This window comes from Peribacillus sp. NPDC096622, assembly GCF_044762665.1.
Taxonomy (GTDB): domain Bacteria; phylum Bacillota; class Bacilli; order Bacillales; family DSM-1321; genus Peribacillus; species Peribacillus frigoritolerans_B.
Genome location: NZ_JBIWES010000013.1, coordinates 42,106 through 64,966, shown reverse-complemented (window position 1 = coordinate 64,966; position 22,861 = coordinate 42,106). Strand labels below are relative to the sequence as shown.

Genomic DNA, 22,861 nt, shown 5'->3' with positions numbered 1-22,861 from the left:
ATCAGCAGCTGAATCTATCCTTTTTTTGTTGGTTATGGTCCACTTAGGAATAGTATTAATCCTTTGGGCGTGATAAAAAGGGGCTGGGCCAGCAAAGCATGGGAAATAAGACATAATTATATAAAAGGTATAAAAAAACGATGATATTTTTAACTATTTGTCTAATGATTTCACAATCTGGTGTGGATATAATGAATCTGTTGAAAACAGAATATTCCGATAAGTGGCGACAGGGAGAGCAAAGGAAGAGGTTGCTAAAACTGAGGGTGGAACAATAAGGAAGGGGTGTGTTGGTTGAAAGCTGATATCGTGTTCATTAACGGCGAAGTCATAACCGTAAATCAAAAAAATGAAGTCGCAGAAGCCCTGGCAATTAACGGTGATCGTATCTCGGCGGTCGGAACGAATCAGGAAATCAAGGCATTTATCGGAGAAGAAACAAATGTGATTGATTTGCAGGGAAAGTCATTACTTCCTGGGTTTATAGATTCTCATATTCATCTTATATTGTATGGTGTCAATCAATTGGCAGTTAGCTGTAAAGCTGAACATATCAAATCTGTAGAAGATTTGTTAAACGATCTGAAGAAGAAAGCTTCGACGATCCCTAAAGGTGAGTGGATCCGTGCCTGGGGCTTCAATGAGACCGCAGTGAAAGAAAAACGTTATCCAACAATAGCGGAATTAGATGCTATTTCAACAGACCATCCCATTATCGTAACCCGTACATGCAGCCATATAAGCGTGGTGAATAGCAGGGCGTTAGAGATTGCCCGGATTGATGAAAACTCGGAGAATCCAACTGGGGGGATCATTGAAAAAGATGGAGCGGGGAGGATTACAGGCAAACTCATTGAAACAGCAAATATGATAATGGCCGACAGAGCAAGCTATTCGGAAAGTGAACTGTTGAAGGCAGTCAAAATAGCGTCGGAGCATTTCATCGCAGCAGGCATTACAAGCATTCATGAAGCTGGTGCTCATGGTCCTGAAAGTTTCCGTTTAATGCAGCAGGCCATAAAAAATAAGGATATTCGTGTCCGTATCTATGCGATGGTCGGTTCATTGAATAATTCTCATGAATTTGTGAATAAAATGGTGGATTCGGGAGTGATGACCGGAACTGGGGATGAAAGATTCAAAATCGGACCAGTCAAATTGTTTACGGATGGCAGCAGTACCGGTCCGACAATTGCTACCCGTGAGCCTTATTCGAGTGACCCTGGTTATTCCGGCATTCTTTATTATAAAGAAGAGGAGATCTATCAAGTATTAGGTCAGGCACATAAAAAAGGCTATCAGATCACAGTCCATGCCCAAGGTGACAAAGCGATAGAGATGTATTTAAATTGCGTGGAAAAGGCTTTGAACGAATCGCCCAGAAAAGATCATAGACATAGAATTGAGCATGCTGGAATATCTTCGCCAGATTTACAAATGAGGATGAAAGAACTTGGAATAATCCCGATCCCCAACCCCCCATTTCCTTATGAATTCGGTGATATTTATATTGAACATTACGGCAATAGGGTCAACCACATGTACGCTGCACGTGATTTTATTGACAATGGCATTATGGCCGCAGGCGGTTCGGATGCTCCCGTTACTGATCACGACCCTATATTAGGCATACACGTTGCTGTTAATAGAACAAGCAGGTCAGGTACGAGAATAGGTGCGGTTCAATCGATTAGCGTATTGGAAGCCATTAAACTATACACATGGAATGGCGCGTTTGCGAGTTTCGATGAAGATGTCAAAGGCAGTCTGGAGGCAGGAAAGCTGGCCGATCTAGTAGTGTTGAATGATAGTATATTGAAAGTGGATTCCCAAAATATCAAGGATTTGAAAGTTGAATCAACGATTCTGAATGGCGAGATTCTTTATCATAGGGAAACAATGGTGGAAATATAATCTAGCGTGACTATTCTAAAACAACAAGACCTTCACTTACCTTTTTTTGGCTTAAACGAATGCAAGAGGATTTAGCAGGTTATTTAAAAGGGGGATATTCGCTATGAAAAAGCAAAAATTATTAATTAATGGTGAGAGGCTGAGTCGTACGCTAGAGAAATTTGCTGATTTTGGACGCACGGAAAACAACGGAGTCACACGGCTATCCCTTTCCGAAGAAGATCGATTAGTCCGTGATTATTTTTGCGCTTGCTGTAAAGAATTGGGTATGACGATTAAGGTTGATGATATGGGGAATATTTACGCCACTTTGGCGGGATTAGAAAACAAACCACCTATTGTAATGGGATCACATATGGATACCGTAAAAAAGGGCGGACGGTTTGATGGTATCTTGGGTGTGGCTGCAGGTTTGGAAGTCGTGCGGACTCTGGTGGAAAATAATATCCAGCCTAAAATTCCGGTAATGATCGTCAACTTTACGAATGAAGAGGGAGCCAGATTCGAACCTTCCATGATGTCCTCGGGAGTCCTTTCAGGTAAATTCGAAAAATCGATCATGCTGCAAAAAACGGATAGTGAAGGAACGACTTTCGAAAGTGCTTTGAATGCCATTGGATATGCTGGGGATAAAGAGTCTCGTTTAAAAGAAGCGACTGCATTTCTAGAGTTGCATATTGAACAAGGACCAATTCTTGAACGGGAATCACTAACGATCGGTGTCGTTGAATGTGTCCTTGGTATGGTGTGCTATGAGATAGAAGTTACAGGAGAATCCGATCATGCAGGAACCACACCGATGAATATGAGAAAGGATGCTTTCTTCTCTGCGAATAGCTTGATTATGGAGGCCCGTCAGAAGTTAGGCATGCTTGATGACGATTTGGTTTTTACGATGGGAAGGGTAAATGTGTTTCCTAATATCCATACGGTCATCCCTAATAAAGTGGTTTTTTCGCTAGAAGCGAGGCATAAGGATTCCAAAGTCCTCGAAAAGGTGGAGGAAGTCATAAAAAGCCTTACAACTACAGGTTCAGAAGGCGGCTGTGACATCCAAGTGAAAAAATTGTGGGACAGGGATACCGTGTGGTTCGACAAATCCATTTGCAATTTATTAGAGCAATCGAGCAAATCACTAGGACTACCTTATAAAAGAATGGTAAGCGGTGCAGGACATGATGCACAGTTTATTGCCAGCTATATACCTACTGCCATGGTTTTCGTTCCAAGCATCAACGGAAAAAGCCATTGTGAAGAGGAACTTACTACTTGGGAAGATTGTGAAAAAGGCGTCAATGTAATATTGGAAACGGTCCTTGCCATCCAGTCATCTTAAGACGAAAATAGGGTGGTTGGAATACAAATAACAGTGACCGAATGGTGCTATCAAACCATCAGTTCAGCATGAAATCCGGCTTGACTGATGGTTATGCACCCGTGGTGTAAGGAACCTAATTAGGGGAGGGTATAATTTGGATGCTATTAAGCTATTGCTTTTTGTTCCATTTATAGGGTTTTTAGGTTTATTGCCCTATGCAAATAAAATAGAACCGTACATATTTGGGATGCCTTTTTTGTTATTTTGGGTAGCATTTTGGATGGTGATGGCATCGATTATCCTAATGATCGTCTATAAGTTCGATCCTGATAATAAAGGGAGTGATTCTGAATGAATATCTCATTGCTCATCATTGCCATCTTTTTGGTTCTAGCACTTTATTTAGGGATAAAAGCAAGAAAAGGGAAGGATATGGATATGGAGCAATTTGCCGTAGGGGGCAGGGGCTTCGGTACATTCTTCATTTTTCTCTTGATAGCAGGTGAAATTTATACAACTTTTACATTCCTGGGCGGAAGTGGGTGGGCATACTCAAAAGGTGCCGCCGCTTATTATGTTCCCGCCTATATTTTCTTAGCTTACGTCCTATCATATTGGCTCGTCCCTAAAATATGGAGATATTCAAAACGCCATTCCATTATCTCTCAGCCAGAGTATTTTGCATCTAAATATAAAAGCAGGTCGATGGGTATGATCGTTGCGGTATTGGGAAGCTTAGCCCTTGTTCCGTACATAGTCATTCAGCTCAAAGGATTAGGTATCATTGTTTCAGAAGCATCATACGGAGCAATTTCACCAGTTGCTGCAAGTGTGATCGGTGCTGTGGTTGTAACTACTTATGTAATGATTTCAGGCATTCATGGGTCGGCATGGACAGCCATACTGAAAGATTTCATGATTTTGGTGGTCGTTATCTTTTTAGGGATTTACATTCCAGTTCATTACTTCGGAGGCATACAGCCAATGTTCGAGACCGTCCAAGCTGCTAAACCGGAAATGTTGGTTTTGGCGGATCAGGGATTGAGTCAGTCCTGGTTTGTTTCCACCGTTTTGCTGAATGCACTAGGATTTTATTTGCTGCCACAAACATTCATGGTCGTTTTATCGTCCAATGGGGAAAGGACCCTTCGCAAAAATGCGATTGCGTTACCCTTATACACATTGTTGCTGCTGTTCGTTTTTTTTATTGGATTTACAGCCATCATGGAAATCCCGGGTTTGCAAGGAGCTGATGGGGATCTCTCACTCTTAAGGCTGGCGATTCAAACATTCGATCCATGGGTGATAGGGATTATCGGAGCTGCCGGTTTATTGACGGCCCTAGTACCTGCTTCAGTCATGCTAATGGCTGCATCGGTAGGTCTGACAAATAGCTTTTTCAAAGTTCTGGTCCCTGCTGCGACTGAAACACTTCAATTGATTGTCTCAAGGATAATTATTATCGGCATCTCAATCATCGCTTTAATTGTAACGGTTACAGGCGGCGAGGCTTTGGCCATCTTGAATATCATGTCATACAGTTTAATTACACAACTGGCACCTTCCTTGTTTTGCAGTTTGCCAAAAAACAATATCATCAATAAGTTTGGTGCAATGGCAGGAATATTGGCAGGTGTCCTGATTGTTTTATATGCGACAATTGCAGATGTGAAGGTTGCTACATTCCTCCCAAATACCCCACATGTAATTAATGATATCAGTACAGGCGTCATAGCTTTATTGATTAATATATTAGTAACATTCATTGTAAGTGCACTGACTAAACATATCTCCACGCAACACACCGAAATGAATGATTTGGACAAGATATCCTGATTTCTCTTAAACAAGGCAAATGGAAGTACTGTCTGGAAGAACTGATAAAACATGATTTGGGAGGAATTTTGTGAAGATTAAAATAACGGCTTGTCAATTTCGTGTAGAAAAAGTGTCAACTTTCAATGAATTTCAGGAACAAGTAGAAGACTTGATCACCCAAGTTCCCGAAAACTCGGATTATATCATTTTTCCTGAACTGTTAACTATCGGGTTATCAACGGCCTTTGGGGAACAGGATGCTTCGTCCTTTACCAGGATTGATGAATATACGAATCAATACAAAAATCTTTTCAGCTCACTTTCAAGAAAAAGAAAACAGGTCATCATTGCGGGCACTCATCTGGAACGCCGTAAAAATGAATACTTCAATATAGCGTACATTTTTGATAAAGACGGATCGGTCGTTGAGCATAAAAAGACTCATATATTTCCTGCTGAAGCGAATTGGTATACTTCTGAAGGTGATGATCTAGAGGTTTATTCCATTGGTCCGGTTAAAATAGGAATAGCGGTATGTTATGAAGCGGAGATACCTGAAATTTCAAGGATATTATCAGTGAACGGCGCCGACATCATTTTTTGCCCGTCATACACATTTACAGAGGCTGGCTTTTGGCGAGTTCGCCATTGCGCACATGCACGTGCAATCGAAAATCAGGTATATTTTGTTCATTGCCCCACTGTTGGTGAACCAGGGTCACCCTTGCCGAACGGATATGGCCGTGCCAGTATCCTTAGCCCCTGTGACAGCGCCTGGCCAGCAAATGGAATAATAGCCGAGGCGGTAATGAATGAACATACAATCATTACCGGTACAGTGGATATGGACGAGCTTTATCAGAATCGAAAAAGTGGTGCGGCGACCACTTTCAAGGATCGCAATCGCCGAAAAGACATGTATGCGAAATATGCGCCATATGAAGGGCTGAAATAATGTGTTGGATCCCGAACCATAGTCGGAATAATGAATGTGAAGGTCCAATAAAGTGTGGGGGTAGGTCAAAAAATGACCCCTGAAAAGTGTTCTTTAATACCTAGTTATTCTTCGTGATTTTTTCGTTTGATTGGCTTATTAGTTAAAGAACTTATCTATTCTCTTGCGAAAGAATCGGGAATTGACTTAATATACAAAATATATTGTCAACTGCTTGCTATATATATTAGAATATATATAACCATTTCATATTGTAATAATATAGATAGTCACCCTATTTATACCTGTTATGATGTCTGTAATGGCAGGAGGCACAACAAATATGTTTCAACAGAATACAGTCTATATAGTTGGCGAATCGAAGGCGGCGTCCAATAATCCAATTACACAGCAATTCAACTGCTTTTTTATCGGGTTCGTCATTGATAGTGATACGCATGAAATAGTGGATGCGGAATGCTCGACTACGATATCGATTACATCACGCTTCATTCAATCCATGTTAGTTGGTAAATCCATTCTTCGGCCCGATGAATTGGAAAAAGAAATTGAGCAACGGTATTTTGGTTCATCTCAGAAAGCACTGACTGTCGCCCTGAGAAATGCCAGCATCAAATATCAGCAACTTTATAAGATATAGCTGCTTCTTTTGTCAGTCGCAATTGAAATCCAGCTGTTAAAGAGTGCGTACGCACTCTTTGGCAGCTGGATTTTTCTATGTTGTGCTATGCAAGAATCCATTGATGAGTTTGAATAAAATGGAAATTTCATTTTGTTATAAAATATAAGGAGGTATGGAATATGATTCAAGATGGTGTGATGTTTGTCTGCTTTTTATTGGCATTTACTGCCGTGATTGCGGTTGTGGAGAAAAAGATAGGAGGAAAGTTCTTCAAGTATGTTCCTGGTATTGTCCTTATTTATATTGGAGCGGCTCTGATGAAAACATTCGGGGTCTTTTCAGATAGTGAGTCAGTCGAAAGTGCATATGGAACCATACGGGGGCTCCTGCTGCCTGCCATGTTGATGCTTATGCTTTTGCAATGCGATATGCGGAAAATCATCAGACTTGGACCAAAGATGCTTTTAACTTTTTTTGCGGCTTCATTCAGCATTATTGGAGGATTCACTCTTACTTATGTTTTAATGAATGGCTTTTATGCGGAAGGAACTTGGAAGGCATTCTCGGCTTTGAGCGCAAGCTGGACAGGGGGATCTGCCAATATGGTGATCTTGCAAGGCATACTTGATGTGCCTGAAAATATTTTTGGCTATGCGTTGATCATGGATACAATCAATTATTCCATTTGGGTCATGTTCTTGTTTTGGCTGGTGCCTCTTGCTGGAAAATTCAATATTTGGACTAAAGCAGATACATCTTTCATTGATCAAATGACTTCCGAGCTTGAAGCGGGGGAAACCGCCAAGACGGAATTTGGATTCGTGGAATTGATCGGTTTCTTGGCGCTGGCATTAATTGTTTCAGCAGGGGCAACCAAAATTGGGGAGAAACTGCCGGTACTCGGTGCCGCTGTGAATGGAACCACTTGGACGATCATCATCGCTTCGACCGTAGGATTAATTCTGGCTGTCACGAAGGTTGGACGTATTGCCGGTTCCATGGAAATTTCCAAAGTCATGCTTTATATAGTCATTGGTTTAATTGCTTCCCATGCCGATTTTTCACAGCTGTTTCAAGCACCTGTGTATATTATATCCGGATTTATGATTCTATTCTTTCATGGATTGATCATGGTCATTTTGGCCAAAATCTTTAAGTTGGATCTATTTACAATGGGAGTTGCCTCGTTGGCCAATATAGGGGGTGTGGCATCGGCCCCTATATTGGCTGGAGCATTCAACCGGGCGCTAATACCGGTCGGGATATTGATGGCTGTACTTGGCAGTCTTCTGGGCACCTATTTTGGAATTCTTACATCATATATACTCTCAAGCTTTTAAGGAAGGGTTGTTAATATGAAGATTGAAAGTTTACAAGTATCAGTGGAAACCTTGCCACTTGTCAAGCCATTCAAGACTGCATTACGCACCGCAATGGAAATTGAAAACATCATGGTTTCCGTAAAGTTGGAGGATGGAACGGAAGGTTTGGGAGCTGCAGCCCCTACGGTTGCCATCACAGGTGATTCTGTAAAAGGAATCATGACGGTCATTGAAGAAGTGATCACACCACATTTAATTGGCCGCGACATCGAGAATATCAATGCATTGTCTCAACTGATCCAACGATCCTGTGTAGGTAACACAAGTGCAAAAGCTGCTGTTGAAATCGCTTTGTACGACGCAGTCAGCAAACGATGGCAGCTCCCATTATATCAATATCTGGGAGGTAAAACCAATGTCCTGAAAAATGATATGACCATCGGCGTTGATGAACCCGAAAAAATGGCAAAGGCGGCATTGTCCCTTATCGATGGAGGGTTCTCTACGATGAAGATAAAACTGGGGAAAGATTGGAAGAGTGATGTGGAGCGGGTTGCCAGCATTCGTGCTGCTGTTGGCGACCAGGTTATGATCAGGATTGACGCAAATCAAGGGTGGACAACAAAACAAGCGATTTCCATCATTCATGAAATCGAGGAAAGAAAGCTGAACGTTGATTTGGTGGAACAGCCCGTTCAAGCCCATGATATCGAAGGATTGAAAGAAATAAAAAGGTCTGTCCAAGTGCCGATCATGGCCGATGAAAGTTTGTTTTCCCCACGTGATGCCATGAGACTCCTGAATGAACATGCTGTTGATTTCCTTAATATTAAATTAATGAAAACTGGCGGAATCCGACGTGCACTCCAAATCGCCGATATGGCAGAAGCAGCTGGAGTGGAATGCATGATCGGGAGCATGATGGAATCAACCGTAAGTGTAGCGGCCGCGGCTCATCTGGCAACCGCCCATCCAAATATTACAAAGATTGATTTAGATGCACCATTATGGATTAAGAATGAGCCATTTGAAGGCATTCAATTTATAAAAGATCAACTTCTAATTTCCGATAAACCTGGACTGGGAGTCAAGAGGAAATCCTCTTTTACTCAATAAAAACAATTTGGAAAGGGTGAGTATTTTGAAAAGCTTAACTGTGTTTGTACTTTCTTTATTTGCGATTGGTATTTTAGTATTCAGTCCCAATGAAGCTAGTTCAAGAGAGAAGCTGCGAATTGCCTATGTTGATGTGAACGTGGCAACTCTTTGGACTGAGCCGGGATTATTAAGGGAAATCGATGCTCCATCTGCATCAAATCCCGTTGATTTGAACGCATGGATCGGCTCGATGAAATATGAAGACAAGCTGTGGCTTGTAGGTAACCTGGAAACACAAGCTTTATATGGTTCTAAAGTGACGATTCTTGAAGAACTGGGTGAATGGGTGAAAGTAGCCGTTGCCAATCAACCGACACCCCGCAATGATATTGGTTATCCAGGATGGATGCCAAAGGTACAATTAAAAGACGGAAATTCTTTTGAGAAGCAATTTAAACGAGGATTTGCCCTTGTAAATGCCCCAAAGACTTGGCTTTATTCGGATTCGAAACTTCGGTCCAAATTCATGGAGGTCAGCTTCAATACCCGCCTCCCGCTATTGCAGGTGAAAAAAGATAAAGTGAAGGTGATGACACCGAGTAATGGGGCAAAATGGATAGAAAAGCAGGATGTGTCAGTCTATAAAAATGAAAATCAAATACCAGCTCCAAACGGTGAGGACATCGTTGAATCAGGAAAAGGATTTTTAGGGCTACCTTATCTATGGGCTGGAATGTCCGGTTTTGGATTTGACTGTTCTGGATTTACGTATACCATGTATCATGCTAATGGAATAACGATCCCAAGGGACTCTTCCGTTCAGGCTCAGCATGGCAAAAAGGTTGAACAAGAAAATCTTCAACCAGGTGACTTACTATTTTTTGCCCATGATAAAGGGAAAGGAAAGGTCCATCATGTCGGAATGTATATTGGTGACGGCAAAATGATCCATTCGCCTAACAGCTCAACACATGTAAGGATAGATGAAATAAAAACATCGGGTTACGGAGAGGAATATGCCGGGGCAAGAAGATATATCGATTGATGCTTAATAAGCTAGAAGCTTAAGAGCACTGTGCTCTTAAGCTTTTTTCGTATTTAAACAGATCTTACTTTCAGTCTAGCGAATGACAAAACGATGCTACGATTTCTTTATAGAGGAATAGTTTTGAATAACCTGAAGTAGCGGATGCCTATATAATGTTTAGTTAAGATTAATTGAACTAAATTTATTTTAAGGGAGAGAAGATTATCCTTTTTACGCTAGTAAAAACCTTAATTCACTACTTCCTTAATATCAATGAGGAAAAAAAGGGTATAAATATTTACGGATATTTCTCAATATTACTAAATGTAAGGGGTTGCCAATGATGATCACTTTTCCAAAACCTGATGTTGAGCAATTTTTAAGAACGTTTTCCATTGCTGATTTTGCTGTAAGTCCAGATGAAAAGCATCTGGAATTCAAGCCCATGGATTAGGTTCCTTTGTTCCTATTTCATGGATTTTGTCCCCTGAATTTTCGTTATACCTGTTATTCAGCTCTCCTTTTCTATAACCAGCAGTACCGGCTTTACATGCATTGCTTCTGTAGGAAGTCGAAAACCGTTTGATTCCCAATCACAAACAATGTTTTCACTATTAATAGAATAAGACTCTCCCAGTCCAGCTTTTTGTGAAAGTAGATTACAAAAAGAAATGGCATCATACCAAGAAATATTCACAACAGGTTTTAAATCCCGATCAAAAGGAATTAGGTGATTCATTTGTAATAGTATAGTAGAAATCCGTAGTAACAAGATAACGGCCAAGAAGAAACGGTCTGATTTCAGCTTTCCATTTGCTTTTAATTCTATCGTCCCTTAATTCTATTTCTCCACCTGGAACTTTCACCATTGGATAGTTATTGTAACTCATTACTTCCTTTGACAATCTACCTACCTCCAACTGACCCTGATTCACAATTTTCACCACTTGAAGAACATCTTAAGCTTAATCACGCCCCATATAATTTATATTAATAAGTTTGTAGGTTTAGGAATACAAATTATAAGTGAGTTTCTTTTCTTAGACTTTAAATTATGGGGGAGAGCAAATGAACGAGTTTTTGGAGAAAACAGCAAGATTCGAGCATCGGTTTTGGCTGCAAATCTTAGGTGACCATGCCAGGTTCATCCATGAGTCTTTAGCTCCGGTTGAAGTGGAATACATTGAAATTGCCTCAGAATTCATTCAAGTTTTTGATTCTCTCCTTGGTAAAGCCAATTCAGAAGAGATTTCCCAACTTACCGCCAAGGCTGAAGAAGAAACATTAAGATTTCGAGAATTTAAGCTATGCCTAATTAAAGAACATCTGGTGGGTAAAATAAAAATACATCTTTCACCTTCATTCCTTAATCATATGGTGAATGAATTAGAAGAATATTTAAGATTATTGAAATACTTCAATTCAAATCAAATGCCACCGGTTTTTCATGAACTTCATCATCATTTAGTTTGGCTATTAGATGCAGCAGGACATGCAGGTGCAATATCATCCAATATGGATGAAGTTGAAAAAAGGTTAAAAGAGAAAAGTGACCAATATAAAAAACATTTTAATGATTTTTATTTAAAAGCTGTTGAAATGGCTGGATTTTTACGAACCAATCTGTCAACATTCCCAGCATTGGAAAAAATGAATGCGGACGTCACATTGGAAATTAAATTCTTCCAGCACTTCCTGCTTGAATTGGAGGAACTTGACCTCAGTGCGCAGGCCCTTGGAACGCTTTCGCCATTAATGGCAGATCATATGTGGCGTGAAGAATGTTATTATTTAACGAAACTAGCTGAATCGACAGACACGGAAAAGCCAGACTGCGATCCAGCGAAACCGAGGCTAGTGGAATAAAAGTACACCATGGAGCCCTTTCTTTAAATGGGCTCTATATCAGTTGCATTTAACCCCAAAAATCAACAGGGTATGCATTGCTCATCGAAGAAGCTTTCGGTTTATTCTAGGTTGGTTACCATACGGGATGTGATTTTTAAAGGAAGTTAATTCCTATCCTTATGTTATACTAGAAGAACTAAAATAGAAGTATAGGAGTGCTGAAAGATGTTTGGAAATACTTCCAATTTGGCAGATGGCATTTATTTTGGAGAATCGTTACCCCAACAAATTGCTAAACACATTTTAAAAAAAATCATTGAAGGTGAAATAGAAGCTGGAGAGAAAATCGTCGAAGAAGACATTTCCAAAGAATTGAATACTAGCCGTGCACCCGTACGCGAAGCTCTTTATCTATTGCAGGTTGACGGTATTGTTGAGAGGATGCCGCGGCGGGGAACGATAGTCAAGCCATTTTCACAAAAGGAAATCATTGAATATAATGATGTTACGATCGGGCTGATCCAGATGGGCATTGAATTTTCCCAAGGGAAGTGGCACGCAGAAAATAAGCAATCATTACGAATGCATTTGGCAAGTGCTACCGATGAGTGTGAAAAAAGGAATGTAATCGAGTATCAAAAAAGGGCAACACAGATATTTCGATATATTTTTTCAATCGCTAATAACAAAGCATTATCAAGATTTTTTGAAGAAGCCAGTCATATTCTAATGGTTTTTGCCCAAAGTCAATGGAGCACGGAAACAATGGAAAGTTTCCATTTCAGATTAAAAATGTCCATAGAAGCCATTCTAGAAGATGATTTCCTTAAAGCAAAAAATGAAATTCATGAAGCATTGAATCGTGGAGTGATGTAGAGTCTTTGACTCTAAAACCAAATTGTCGACAATCGACAAAAATGGTGTTATGATGTAATCGTATTCAAACAAGAATATCATCACCAAGATTAAAGGGAGAAAGGGAGAATATTATGCAAGCATTCAATTTTACAGAAAAAGTAGCAATTGTTACCGGTGGCGGCGGGGGTATCGGCCGGGCGGCGTCTATTACACTTTCAGAAAATGGGGCCAAAGTGGTTGTTGTAGACCTTTCCGAAGAGGCTGGCATGCTAACGGTTAATAAAATCAAAGAAAAAGGCGGCGAAGCGAAATTCGTTAAAGCCGATGTTACAAAGGAAGATGATATTAAAGATTATGTTCAAAAAACGATAGATTTCTATGGCAAAATCGATATTTTCTTGAATAATGCCGGATGGGAAGGCAAAATAATGCCGCTTATCGATTATCCTACTGAGGTTTTCGATCAATTAATGTCAATAAATGTACGCGGCGTTTTCTTGGGCTTGAAACATGTATTGCCACATATGATTGAACAAAAAAGCGGTGCGGTCGTAAATACAGCTTCTGGAGCGGGTTTACTGGCAACACCAAACATGGTGGCGTATGGCGCAAGTAAACATGCGGTTCTTGGAATGACGAAAACAGCTGGTGTCGAAGTTGCTCCATATGGTGTCCGGGTGAATGCCGTCTGCCCAGGTGTCGTCAATACGGCTATGATGCGGTCGATTGAAAGCGGCTTTGGTCAAGGTGATTCCGAGGCAGCTGAAACGGCTAGAAAACAGTTGGAAGCAACGACTCCGGATGGACGGTATGCTGAACCGCAGGAAATTGCGAATTTAATGATGTACTTAGTATCCGATCTTTCCAGCCACATTACGGGTCAAGAACTTGTAATTGACGGAGGGGCCATTTTAATTTGATAAGCAACAAACTTTGTTATAGGGGGACGATTACATGAGTTTACAAGGAAAGGTCATTATAATTACAGGAGCGGGCAGCGGCATTGGCAAGGAAACGGCATATAGTTTAGCTGAACAGGGAGCTATTGTCGTTGCGGCTGATTACAATGATGTTGCTGCCAAAGAAACGGCTGAATCTATTCAACAAAAGGGAGGCACGGCATCTTTTGTGAAAGTGGATGTAGCTAAAGCGGAAGAAGTGGAAGCGATGGTGGAAGCTGCAATTGCCAATCATGGCACCATCAATGGCATTTTCAACAACGCTGGAATTGGACTAGTAAAACCATTTTTAGAAATGGATCCAGAATCATACCACAGAGTAGTTGATGTTGACCAACACGGCGTATATTATGGCATGTATTATGCAGCAAGGAAGATGGTCGAGCTTGGTGTAACTGGGGCAACGATCGTCAATACAGCCTCAATATATGGAACGATGGTTTCAATTGGCAGCTTTAATTACCATGCTGCAAAAGCTGCAGTCATCGCCATGACTAAATCCGGTGCAATTGAACTTGCGCAATATGGGATTCGTGTTGTCGGCGTTGCACCAGGTTTTATCGAAACGCCGATCATTGGCGAAGATCCAGGGTTCCTGGACAGTTTGGCACAACTTCATATGAGGAAAAAATTGATTCAGCCAGAAAAAGTTGCTGAAGTTGTAACGTTCTTGTTCTCTGAAAAAGCGGATGCCATTAATGGACAAGTCATTCCTGTTGATGATGGATTCTTAAGCTTTAAGGGATAATCAGTATTCAAATAGATTTTCGGGATAACTTAAAAAAGGGAGTTTTGACAAATGAGCAAACGATTCGATGGCAAAGTTGTAATCATTACTGGGGCAGGATCCGGTTTAGGACAAGCAGCCGCATTGGAATTGGCTAAAGAAGGGGCTAAACTTTCATTAGTTGATTTAAACGATGCATCTTTGGAAGTGACAAAAAAATTAATCTTGGAAATTGCACCAGAATCGGTCGTGCTTCTGGTGACTGCAGATGTATCGGATGAAGGAGCAGTTAAGAACTATGTAGACCAAACAGTCAGCAAATATGGCAGAATCGATGGATTCTATAATAATGCGGGTATCGAAGGTAAACAAGCCCCTATGGCTGAGTACGATAGTAAAGTTTTCAACAAAGTAACGGACATCAATATCAATGGTGTTTTCTTTGGTATGAAATACATTCTGCCAATCATGAAAGAACAAGGATCAGGCGCAGTGGTGAACGTGGCTTCCGTAGGTGGAATTCGTGCTGTGCTTAACCAAGCTGCGTACGTTGCAAGTAAACATGCTGTAGCAGGCTTAACAAAAACAGCTGCCATAGAATATGGCCAATATGGAATCAGCATAAATGCCATTGCACCAGGGGTAATCTTAACAGCGATGGTAGAAGGATCATTCAGGCAAATAGGCGGGGAAAATTGGGAAGAGGCAATGGCGGATTTCGTCAGTGTGAATCCTAAGAAACGCTTTGGTAAGCCTGAAGAGGTCGGCCGCTTAGTCGCCTTCCTATTATCAGGGGAATCAGAGTTCATCAACGGTGCAGTCATTCCCATTGATGGCGGACAGTCTTCACAATACTAATCGAGTAAAGGGAGTGACAGTATTTGGTCACCCCCTTTTTTAATCGTATCCTTTTAGTTAATGACCGAATGGATCTAAATTTGAAAAAAACGAAGACTTTCTCGGTTTTCGTTTTTTTTGTATATTTAAAAATCAGTTTATATGAAACAAAATACGAACCTTTGGAATATGAACACATAGAAAAACGCCATATAAGGCGCTTATACAATAACCCAATCGTTACTTTTCTTTATCGTGAAGCTTATCTTCATATTCAGTTTCCAACATACCATACAGGCCATTCATTTCTTGTTCATCCGGATCTGCCCCAAACTCGTTTCTATATTTTTTCTTTTTATCATCAAGGATGATTTCTTCTTTTTCATTCTTCTTGTCCATACATATCACCTCCAACCAATAGGGTGACTCATTGTTCGATAAAATATGCACAGTGTGACACTGTTCCTTCTAAGATTTTGCGGTTAAGTTTAGAGTTGAAGGAAATATATTAATTTCAATTACTGGCAGTCTCATTTGCAAAACATTTAATTGGGTATTCTAAATAGTTATCAGTCTTACTATTTGTTAAGATATAAATATATTAACTTAGAGATATCGGAGAGAGAATGTGAAGAAGAAGAAACGTAATAAATCAAAGAAAGTTTTTGTCATTTTTATCCTGGTTTTTACATTTTTGCTCATTAAGGAGATCATGAAAACCCCCAATTCCGAAAATGTTTCCACATCAGTAAATACGCTTGATTCTTTTGCGAACGTAAAAAAGTATAGCTCACTTCTTCAAGGGGAGTTGTCTAAATACGGACTTGAGGAGCATACTTCGACATTGATTGCTTTGATGCAGCAGGAAAGCCGAGGACGGGGCGGAGACCCCATGCAGGCATCTGAGTCAGCGGGACTTGATCCAAATGCAATCACAGATCCAACGGAAAGCATTAAGTATGGGGTGAAACATTTTAAGAGGATCAATGAATATGGCAATGAAAAGGGCGTGGATTTTGCCACGATCATTCAAGCATATAACATGGGAATCGGTTATATTGATTTCGTTGCGAATGAAGGGGGCAAGCATAATGAAAAACTTGCGAAGAAGTTCTCCATGCTTCAGGTCGAAAAGAACCCCACTCTCTATGATTGCGGCGGAGACAAAGATAATTTTCGATACCCATATTGCTACGGTGACTACACATACAGTGCGAAGGTATCTAAGAACATTGAGGAGCTTGCCAACAGTATATCGGCTCAAGCTGATGGTGAGTGAGAGGGAACAAAAAGCCTACTGAATGAAGTAGGCTTTTTGTTCATGAAGTTACCTCTATTGTGGAGTTCAAAGAATCAAAACCATTGTCATTTATCGTTCAACCACGGAAGGAGGTCGTAATGTTTATAGAGTTTCTTGGATTCTTCAATGATTTGTGAAAGAGAAATATCAATGGAATCAAGTAAAGAGTTTAAGGCTTGTTCTACAGAACCACTCTCAAATTGCTCTAATGGCACAGGTAACTCTTCCTCGTCCAAAATAAAATGGGCGCCACTTGGAAGCACCAAGATATCAATGATCAAATCCTCAAAGGATATCAACTTATCCGCCATATATGTATTTTTTACAATATTAAAATAGGATCCTAAATAATTGCCTTCATTATCTCTCCAAATGTATAAATTATAAGGGCGGTCTTTCCAATAATAAGCAATCGTATAACTTCCAATAGGAATGGTTAATTTTATAGGACCCGCTTTCATCGTGAACGAATCCATGATTTCATGAAACAGCACGACATGATGATTTTGTGCTTTTAAAAGCAAACAGTTATGTTCTACAACTAAGGAATCATAGCGGATTTTTCTTTCTATTATTTCATCGCCACGTTGAAGTGCTGTTGTAAATATATTGTCCATCGATTCTATTTCTCCCTTAAAAACTATCTAGATCATTCATTTTCCTTGAAAGTTTTTCTTTTTTACTTTGATAACGACAGGAAACTTTAAGGAAATTCAAATATCAACACCTAATTTCAAGTACCGAGAAACTAGGCTTTTGTTACTTCAAAATCGTCCATTTTTCTGCAATGAACACAGCTTACTAGAAATTTGTTTCTTGGAACTTTATCCTATATACGCCTGATTTAAAGTTTTAATGTCAATTTTCTTCATTTGGAGCAGCGCTTTCATCATCCTTTCCGATTTTTCAGGATTGGAGTCGTTTACCATCTCGGTTAGATTCGCAGGGACAATTTGCCATGACACGCCAAATTGATCTTTCAGCCAACCGCACACTTGCGCCTTTTCATCTCCGCCTTCGGAGAGTTTTTCCCAATAATAGTCCAATTCTTTTTGATCCTCGCAATGGATGATAAATGATATTGCCTCTGTGAATTTGAATTGCGGACCGCCATTTAATGCTACGAATGCTTGTCCTTCCAATTCAAATTCCACTGTCATCACTGTTCCCTGTGGCTTCCCATGGATTTGATTTCCTTCATTTCCATAGCTAGTGATTCTTCCGATCTTAGAATTTTCGAAGATGGAAGTGTAGAACTTCGCCGCCTCTTCAGCTTGTGAATCAAACCACAGATTGGTTGTGATTTTTTGAATTTTGTTTTTCATGATTTTTCTCCTTTATTATTTTTATGTATAGCCAGGGTAACTAAACTTGCTATTATGATCATGGAAATGGGAATTTAGCCGATTAGATTAAATACCTTGAAATTACCCTTTTACTATACACCATTTATCATGAACCAAGATAATGATGTAAAGTCAGGGTGCGTTGTGTATTCGAACCGACATTTATCTAATCCCCTTAATCCTTTGCTGTTACAATATCCTTGCCTCATGGTGATGGAAATACAAAAGGATATAGAAACTTTTCAAAACCGTGAAAAGTCCTATATCCAAATTTCTTTTCTAGCTTTCGAAGTTAAATTGCCATTGGATTCCGAATTTATCGGTTAACTGACCGTAAATTTTACTCCAGAATGTTTCCTGTAGCTCTAAACCAACCGTGCCTCCTTCACTTAGTTTGTTAAAGATCGATTTAATTTCATCCATATCATTACCGACATATGCCAGGCTGATATTATTTCCTTCTACAAAAGGCATACCAGGAAAAGTATCTGAAAACATGATATTGCTTCCATTAATAGTAAGCCTTGTATGCATGACTAAATTTTTCGCTTCTTCTGGAAGGGGAAATTCCGGATTAGGCGGTGTTTCCCCAAAAGTCATGATATTTGGTGGTTCCGTTCCAAAAACCTCTGCGTAGAACTCTACTGCTTGTCGACAATTTCCATTAAAATTAAGATATGCATCAACTGACATGTATCTCACTCCTATTTTCTTATTTATTTTTCATTGCTCCCACTTTATTACTTAATGCATTATTACCTTACGAAAAATTCCGGTGGTTCAATTCCAAGCGTTCTAAGATAAATATAACCCTGTCCCCTATGGTGGATCTCATTTTCCAGGGCATATTGAAGTCTATCAAAGTGGCTTTGTGAGGGACCGAAAAAAGGATCTTTTTCAACCACTCCAAGCGTTTCCTCGGTCATTTCCTCCCACAATTTCCTCGTCTCATCCCTTACTGCTTCGCATGCTGATACGAGATCTTCTTTGGTGGAAATTACGGAAAAGGAATCTGGAAACTCCCAAATACCCAGTGCAATTCCACGCATATATCCAGTCTCAATGTTCATGACTTCTTTAACCATCTCTGCGAAAGGGCGAAGCTTCCCGGCCGGTGTATAATGAAATAATTCCTCTTCAGGGAAAGCTTCAACCACCCGCAACGTCAATCTCCTGTTGCCTTCCAAAATATTTAACAAACCCTCTTTCGAAAGAACCACCATTTCACTCTCCTTTGATAAATACTCTGTAAAGAAGTTCTGTGAAAAATCGAAAAGTCCTGCAAATTTATGTATATAAAGATTGCGCAGCTTTTTTAATTAAACAATGGAGCAATTCCATTAATGTATAATTAACCAATAGATAATGTGAAAAGGGGAAATGTCATATGTTCGGTTCCTTAAATAAAACTAAATTAATAAAAAATGATTTACAAGGCATTGCGAAATTAATGTATCAGGATGTGTCAGAAGACACTTGGGATCAAGAGAACCTAACAAAGAGAAATTTAGATTTCACTATTGAAAGCATTCGTTATATAGATGCTTATACGAAAAGATTAAGTACTACTCAAATGGGGAGGGAACTTTTAAAGAATCATTTTGATAATTTTGTGATAAGGATAGGTGGGTATATTGGAGAAGTTATAAAAAGGAATATAAATCAAGATTATAAATGGTATGAATATGATTCTGTATATCATTTTTCTTCTGAACTAGATGAAGTGAATAGGGGCATTAAAACAGAGACGGTTCTTTACTCCAAAAAGAGAGATAGAGTTATAATACCATTAACTGTGGTAGCTCAATATCTGGAAGGGAATACGGCACATACAGATTTCTTGGAATACGTAGAAGAAACAATTAAGCAAAATTCGTAAGAGATATCTGCTTTCCTTAAACACTTGTGTTGGTTATTAAAAACCCTCTCAAAAGCGGAAAAATTCAATTTTTGTAAATATTGATTAAATCTTGCATTTATAATACGATTAAATCAGTTTATTATTCCCAACCAGCATGATGCTTATACATAAACGATTCAATCAATAACGGAACCAGCAGAAAAGGAGAGAACCCAATGATTAATAAAGTCGGTCAAATTATGTTATATGTTAATAACCAAGATGAGTCATTGAAATTTTGGACGGGAAAATTCGGATTTAGCGTAATTTCTGAAGAAGATAACGGCCAAGGGTTTAGATGGATTGAAATAGCCCCAACAAAGGAAGCACAAACGAGTATCATTCTGCATAATAAGGAATTCATTGCTAAAATGCAGCCTGAATTAAATCTTGCTACACCTTCATTAATGTTTTACTCGGATAATCTTGATGAATTATATAAAGACTTTTCGGAGAAGAATATCAAAGTGGGAGAACTTGTAAATATGCCATCTGGAAGAGTCTTCAACTTTGCTGATAATGAAGATAATTACTTTGCGGTCATGGAAAAGAAGTAAATCATTTAGCTAAAGATAAAAAAACATCAAAACGACTAGAAAAAATATTTTTAGTCGTTTTGATGTTTTTTGATCAAACTACACTATTTATGAAACTATTTAGTCTTCAGGCCTTGGCCCAGCAGGAAGTCCAGAGTTCTCAACCGTTTTGATCGGCCGAATGGTTATGTCTCCATTCACGTAAATTTGACAAGATAAACGCAAATGATCTTCCATTCCTTTTTCCTCAAAGACCTTTTTTTCTTTATTTGTGACCTCCAAAAAATCACCTGCCAATATTTCCACTCTGCAAGTTGTACACTTAGCCTTCCCACCGCATCGGTGGAGAATATTTATTCCGTTATCTTCCAATGCTAATACTAACTTTTTTCCCATTTCAACTTCAAACGTTCCTTGGTCAAATACTGTTACATAAGGCATCTAATACCACCTCTTATTATAGGATATCTATCAACAGGTCATTAATATATCTATTCTCTTATCTTGCCCATATGACATAAAAAAATGTGAAGTCATTGCTGATTGATAGTAAAGATGAATAATTAATTATCTTGAAGACAAACTTTAAGTACATTCATAATTATTAATTTTACAAGGGTAAATAATGCTAGGGAAATTAAAAAAGGTCTTTTCGAGGCCATTTAACATTTTTGGAAAAAAGAGAGTGAAATAATAAAAGGGAGGTGCATGCCTGTGAATAATGGCAATTGTGATTTTTCACCGATGAAACAAATGTTAAAAGAGGAGATACGCCAAGTAATATCGGCATTACAGGATAATTTAGAAGCAATGGGTGATGAAAATTATTGTCTCCTTGGAAATTTCGAGAAAATAAAGGATAAATTCATATTCATCGATATGAAGGCAGCAACATTTTATTTAAACTGTTATTTGTCACCGTTTACAGACAAATATCCCGAATTATCAATTTGCGTACAAAATTTGTCAAATTTGAGACATGGCGGATTGATCGTGATTCAACGGGGAGATCCTCTTGATTCATTGATTAAACCCGGTATTTCAATAGGAGCGGAGTTAACCCATTCTTTATTGGAATCAATTTTTTTCCCTGGAAATCCACTGCATGATGGTGCCGTTTTGGTTAGTCAAAACCAGATTGTTTCCGCAGCAAATGTCCTTCCGCTTTCAGACAGATCAACAGGGGGAAAAAAACTTGGTACACGCCACCGCTCTGCATTAGGTTTATCTGAACGAAGTGATGCACTTGTATTGGTAGTATCAGAGGAAACAGGAAGAGTTTCTTTTGCGTTTAATGGGAATCTGTACCCAATTAATACACATGGTCCTATATAGAATTTTTGAAACAATAAGCCATATGGTGATTAATATTTTCTAGGTAAATCACACCTGGAATATTCAATTGTGTAAATAACGTAGACGCTCGCTTCCATTTTTAGCACTTTTGTAAAAGCTTATTTTTCTAAGAAATGCAGGTACAGAAAAGGTCATGAATTAATGAACCCGGTGATTTTTACCGGGTTTTTGGTTGCTTTTTATATAAAAAAAGGCATATGATAAATAAGGAGACTCAAGCAGAAAAGTTATAAAACGAAAGAGGATTTTAAATGATAACCATTAAAAGTGAACGAGAAATAAATTTGATGCATGAAGCGGGCAAACTTCTTGCTGCGACGCATAGAGAAATTGCAAAAATGATAAAACCGGGCATCACGACTTGGGAAATAGAAGAATTTGTCGATAAGTACTTGGCAGAGCATGGTGCTACACCTGAACAAAAGGGCTATAACGGCTACAAATATGCAACATGTGCATCAGTGAATGATGTGATTTGTCACGGCTTTCCGCAAAAAAAAGCATTAAAAGAGGGAGACATCGTTACGATTGATATGGTGGTGAACCTTAACGGCGGTTTGGCGGATTCAGCTTGGACATATGCAGTCGGTGAAGTTTCCGATGAAGCTCAGCGCTTAATGGATGTAACCAAGAATGCTTTATATAGAGGCATTGAAGTTGCACGGGCAGGAAATCGTCTCGGGGACATCGGGCATGCAATCCAGTCATATGCAGAAGGTGAAAAGTTTTCTGTTGTCCGCGATTTTACAGGACACGGAATCGGCAAAACCATGCATGAGGACCCAACCGTCCTACATTATGGTAAGCCAGGTAAAGGTGCCCGTTTAAAAGAAGGTATGGTCATCACGATCGAGCCAATGCTGAATGCAGGAACATGGCATATGAAAATGGACCAAGACGGCTGGACGGCGAGAACGGCAGATGGAAAGCTTTCCGCCCAATATGAACATACCCTCGTCATTACAAAAGAAGATCCGATCATTTTAACGGAACAGTAAAAACAAAAAGAAACGGCCTTATCATAGGCCGTTTCTTTTTGTTTTAAACTAATTCACAATAAACCTCGACAGAATATTCGAAATTCTCCCATCCCACAATAGATCGAATCCAAAAAATTAGC

Annotated in this window: 25 protein-coding genes and 1 pseudogene; 19 read left to right on the top strand and 7 right to left on the bottom strand. The window is 39.4% G+C overall.

The genetic code is table 11. From position 1 onward, the window contains the following. Positions 1 to 294 precede the first annotated feature (294 nt). The 9 genes from ACIQYG_RS20635 to ACIQYG_RS20595 all read left to right on the top strand — a co-directional run bounded on the left by ACIQYG_RS20635 (position 295) and on the right by ACIQYG_RS20595 (position 10,092). Positions 295 to 1,914, top strand: a complete 1,620-nt coding sequence (locus ACIQYG_RS20635) for an amidohydrolase (RefSeq protein ID WP_402841800.1) — start codon at positions 295 to 297, stop codon at positions 1,912 to 1,914. Positions 1,915 to 2,017: 103 nt separating this feature from the next. Beyond that, positions 2,018 to 3,250, top strand: a complete 1,233-nt coding sequence (locus ACIQYG_RS20630) for a Zn-dependent hydrolase (RefSeq protein ID WP_402841797.1) — start codon at positions 2,018 to 2,020, stop codon at positions 3,248 to 3,250. Between the two features lie 136 nt (positions 3,251 to 3,386). Next, a complete protein-coding gene (locus tag ACIQYG_RS20625; RefSeq protein ID WP_402841793.1) occupies positions 3,387 to 3,587 on the top strand; it encodes a DUF3311 domain-containing protein in 201 nt (66 codons plus the stop codon). Then, entirely contained in the window at positions 3,584 to 5,068 is a 1,485-nt protein-coding gene (locus ACIQYG_RS20620) for a sodium:solute symporter family protein (protein ID WP_402841791.1), read from the top strand. Before ACIQYG_RS20625 ends, ACIQYG_RS20620 begins: the two co-directional genes overlap by 4 nt. A 70-nt stretch (positions 5,069 to 5,138) precedes the next feature. After that, positions 5,139 to 6,005: a carbon-nitrogen hydrolase family protein gene (locus tag ACIQYG_RS20615; RefSeq protein ID WP_402841788.1), complete on the top strand. Its 867-nt coding sequence runs from the start codon at positions 5,139 to 5,141 to the stop codon at positions 6,003 to 6,005. Between the two features lie 322 nt (positions 6,006 to 6,327). Next, positions 6,328 to 6,645 (top strand): DUF3870 domain-containing protein, encoded by a 318-nt coding sequence (locus tag ACIQYG_RS20610; protein WP_402841785.1) that lies wholly within the window; start codon positions 6,328 to 6,330, stop codon positions 6,643 to 6,645. Positions 6,646 to 6,806: 161 nt separating this feature from the next. Then, positions 6,807 to 7,967: a DUF819 family protein gene (locus tag ACIQYG_RS20605; RefSeq protein ID WP_402841782.1), complete on the top strand. Its 1,161-nt coding sequence runs from the start codon at positions 6,807 to 6,809 to the stop codon at positions 7,965 to 7,967. 15 nt (positions 7,968 to 7,982) lie between these two features. Next, positions 7,983 to 9,065 (top strand): dipeptide epimerase, encoded by a 1,083-nt coding sequence (locus tag ACIQYG_RS20600; protein WP_402841780.1) that lies wholly within the window; start codon positions 7,983 to 7,985, stop codon positions 9,063 to 9,065. A 25-nt stretch (positions 9,066 to 9,090) separates the two neighbouring features. Beyond that, the gene (locus ACIQYG_RS20595; RefSeq protein WP_402841777.1) at positions 9,091 to 10,092 is read left to right on the top strand and encodes a C40 family peptidase; all 1,002 of its coding nucleotides are present in this window, start codon (positions 9,091 to 9,093) and stop codon (positions 10,090 to 10,092) included. Positions 10,093 to 10,517: 425 nt separating this feature from the next. Here the strand turns inward: ACIQYG_RS20595 and ACIQYG_RS20590 are convergent. Beyond that, positions 10,518 to 10,943: pseudogene (locus ACIQYG_RS20590) on the bottom strand (formylglycine-generating enzyme family protein); the annotation flags it as partial. 199 nt (positions 10,944 to 11,142) lie between these two features. Here ACIQYG_RS20590 and ACIQYG_RS20585 point away from each other — a divergent pair. The 5 genes from ACIQYG_RS20585 to ACIQYG_RS20565 all read left to right on the top strand — a co-directional run bounded on the left by ACIQYG_RS20585 (position 11,143) and on the right by ACIQYG_RS20565 (position 15,324). Beyond that, positions 11,143 to 11,940, top strand: coding sequence for a DUF2935 domain-containing protein (locus tag ACIQYG_RS20585; protein WP_402841774.1), 798 nt, complete (start codon positions 11,143 to 11,145; stop codon positions 11,938 to 11,940). A gap of 207 nt (positions 11,941 to 12,147) precedes the next feature. Continuing rightward, positions 12,148 to 12,798 (top strand): GntR family transcriptional regulator, encoded by a 651-nt coding sequence (locus ACIQYG_RS20580; RefSeq protein ID WP_402841772.1) that lies wholly within the window; start codon positions 12,148 to 12,150, stop codon positions 12,796 to 12,798. Positions 12,799 to 12,911: 113 nt separating this feature from the next. Further along, the gene (locus ACIQYG_RS20575; RefSeq protein WP_402841769.1) at positions 12,912 to 13,700 is read left to right on the top strand and encodes an SDR family NAD(P)-dependent oxidoreductase; all 789 of its coding nucleotides are present in this window, start codon (positions 12,912 to 12,914) and stop codon (positions 13,698 to 13,700) included. 34 nt (positions 13,701 to 13,734) lie between these two features. Further along, on the top strand, positions 13,735 to 14,487 hold the full coding sequence (locus ACIQYG_RS20570) for an SDR family NAD(P)-dependent oxidoreductase (RefSeq protein WP_402841766.1): 753 nt from the start codon (positions 13,735 to 13,737) through the stop codon (positions 14,485 to 14,487). A gap of 51 nt (positions 14,488 to 14,538) precedes the next feature. Then, on the top strand, positions 14,539 to 15,324 hold the full coding sequence (locus tag ACIQYG_RS20565; protein WP_402841763.1) for a glucose 1-dehydrogenase: 786 nt from the start codon (positions 14,539 to 14,541) through the stop codon (positions 15,322 to 15,324). Between the two features lie 219 nt (positions 15,325 to 15,543). On the opposite strand, the gene ACIQYG_RS20560 is transcribed toward ACIQYG_RS20565, so the two are convergent. Beyond that, positions 15,544 to 15,702 (bottom strand): DUF4021 domain-containing protein, encoded by a 159-nt coding sequence (locus tag ACIQYG_RS20560; RefSeq protein ID WP_402841760.1) that lies wholly within the window; start codon positions 15,700 to 15,702, stop codon positions 15,544 to 15,546. 229 nt (positions 15,703 to 15,931) lie between these two features. Here ACIQYG_RS20560 and ACIQYG_RS20555 point away from each other — a divergent pair, with 229 nt between their 5' ends. Continuing rightward, positions 15,932 to 16,582: a lysozyme family protein gene (locus ACIQYG_RS20555; protein ID WP_402841757.1), complete on the top strand. Its 651-nt coding sequence runs from the start codon at positions 15,932 to 15,934 to the stop codon at positions 16,580 to 16,582. A gap of 86 nt (positions 16,583 to 16,668) precedes the next feature. Here the strand turns inward: ACIQYG_RS20555 and ACIQYG_RS20550 are convergent, their stop codons facing one another. From ACIQYG_RS20550 to ACIQYG_RS20535, 4 genes are all read right to left on the bottom strand, one after another. Continuing rightward, positions 16,669 to 17,220 (bottom strand): DUF402 domain-containing protein, encoded by a 552-nt coding sequence (locus ACIQYG_RS20550; protein WP_402841754.1) that lies wholly within the window; start codon positions 17,218 to 17,220, stop codon positions 16,669 to 16,671. A 207-nt stretch (positions 17,221 to 17,427) separates the two neighbouring features. After that, positions 17,428 to 17,928, bottom strand: a complete 501-nt coding sequence (locus ACIQYG_RS20545; protein ID WP_402841751.1) for a VOC family protein — start codon at positions 17,926 to 17,928, stop codon at positions 17,428 to 17,430. Between the two features lie 300 nt (positions 17,929 to 18,228). Next, positions 18,229 to 18,642: a VOC family protein gene (locus ACIQYG_RS20540; RefSeq protein ID WP_402841748.1), complete on the bottom strand. Its 414-nt coding sequence runs from the start codon at positions 18,640 to 18,642 to the stop codon at positions 18,229 to 18,231. A 62-nt stretch (positions 18,643 to 18,704) separates the two neighbouring features. Further along, positions 18,705 to 19,172 carry a DinB family protein gene (locus tag ACIQYG_RS20535; protein WP_402841745.1) on the bottom strand — a complete coding sequence of 156 codons (468 nt, stop codon included), beginning with the start codon at positions 19,170 to 19,172 and terminating at the stop codon, positions 18,705 to 18,707. Between the two features lie 164 nt (positions 19,173 to 19,336). On the opposite strand from ACIQYG_RS20535, the gene ACIQYG_RS20530 reads away from it, so the two are divergent. Continuing rightward, on the top strand, positions 19,337 to 19,828 hold the full coding sequence (locus ACIQYG_RS20530) for a hypothetical protein (protein WP_402841742.1): 492 nt from the start codon (positions 19,337 to 19,339) through the stop codon (positions 19,826 to 19,828). A gap of 197 nt (positions 19,829 to 20,025) precedes the next feature. Next, positions 20,026 to 20,406, top strand: coding sequence for a VOC family protein (locus tag ACIQYG_RS20525; protein WP_402841739.1), 381 nt, complete (start codon positions 20,026 to 20,028; stop codon positions 20,404 to 20,406). A 99-nt stretch (positions 20,407 to 20,505) separates the two neighbouring features. Here the strand turns inward: ACIQYG_RS20525 and ACIQYG_RS20520 are convergent, their stop codons facing one another. Next, positions 20,506 to 20,826, bottom strand: a complete 321-nt coding sequence (locus ACIQYG_RS20520) for a 2Fe-2S iron-sulfur cluster-binding protein (RefSeq protein WP_402841736.1) — start codon at positions 20,824 to 20,826, stop codon at positions 20,506 to 20,508. A gap of 273 nt (positions 20,827 to 21,099) precedes the next feature. Between ACIQYG_RS20520 and cdaS the strand changes: the two genes are divergently transcribed. Together cdaS and map are read left to right on the top strand one after the other, a co-directional pair. Further along, positions 21,100 to 21,720, top strand: coding sequence for a sporulation-specific diadenylate cyclase CdaS (gene cdaS, locus ACIQYG_RS20515; RefSeq protein ID WP_402841733.1), 621 nt, complete (start codon positions 21,100 to 21,102; stop codon positions 21,718 to 21,720). A 272-nt stretch (positions 21,721 to 21,992) separates the two neighbouring features. Next, on the top strand, positions 21,993 to 22,739 hold the full coding sequence (map, locus tag ACIQYG_RS20510) for a type I methionyl aminopeptidase (RefSeq protein ID WP_192204779.1): 747 nt from the start codon (positions 21,993 to 21,995) through the stop codon (positions 22,737 to 22,739). The last annotated feature ends 122 nt before the right edge of the window (positions 22,740 to 22,861 follow it).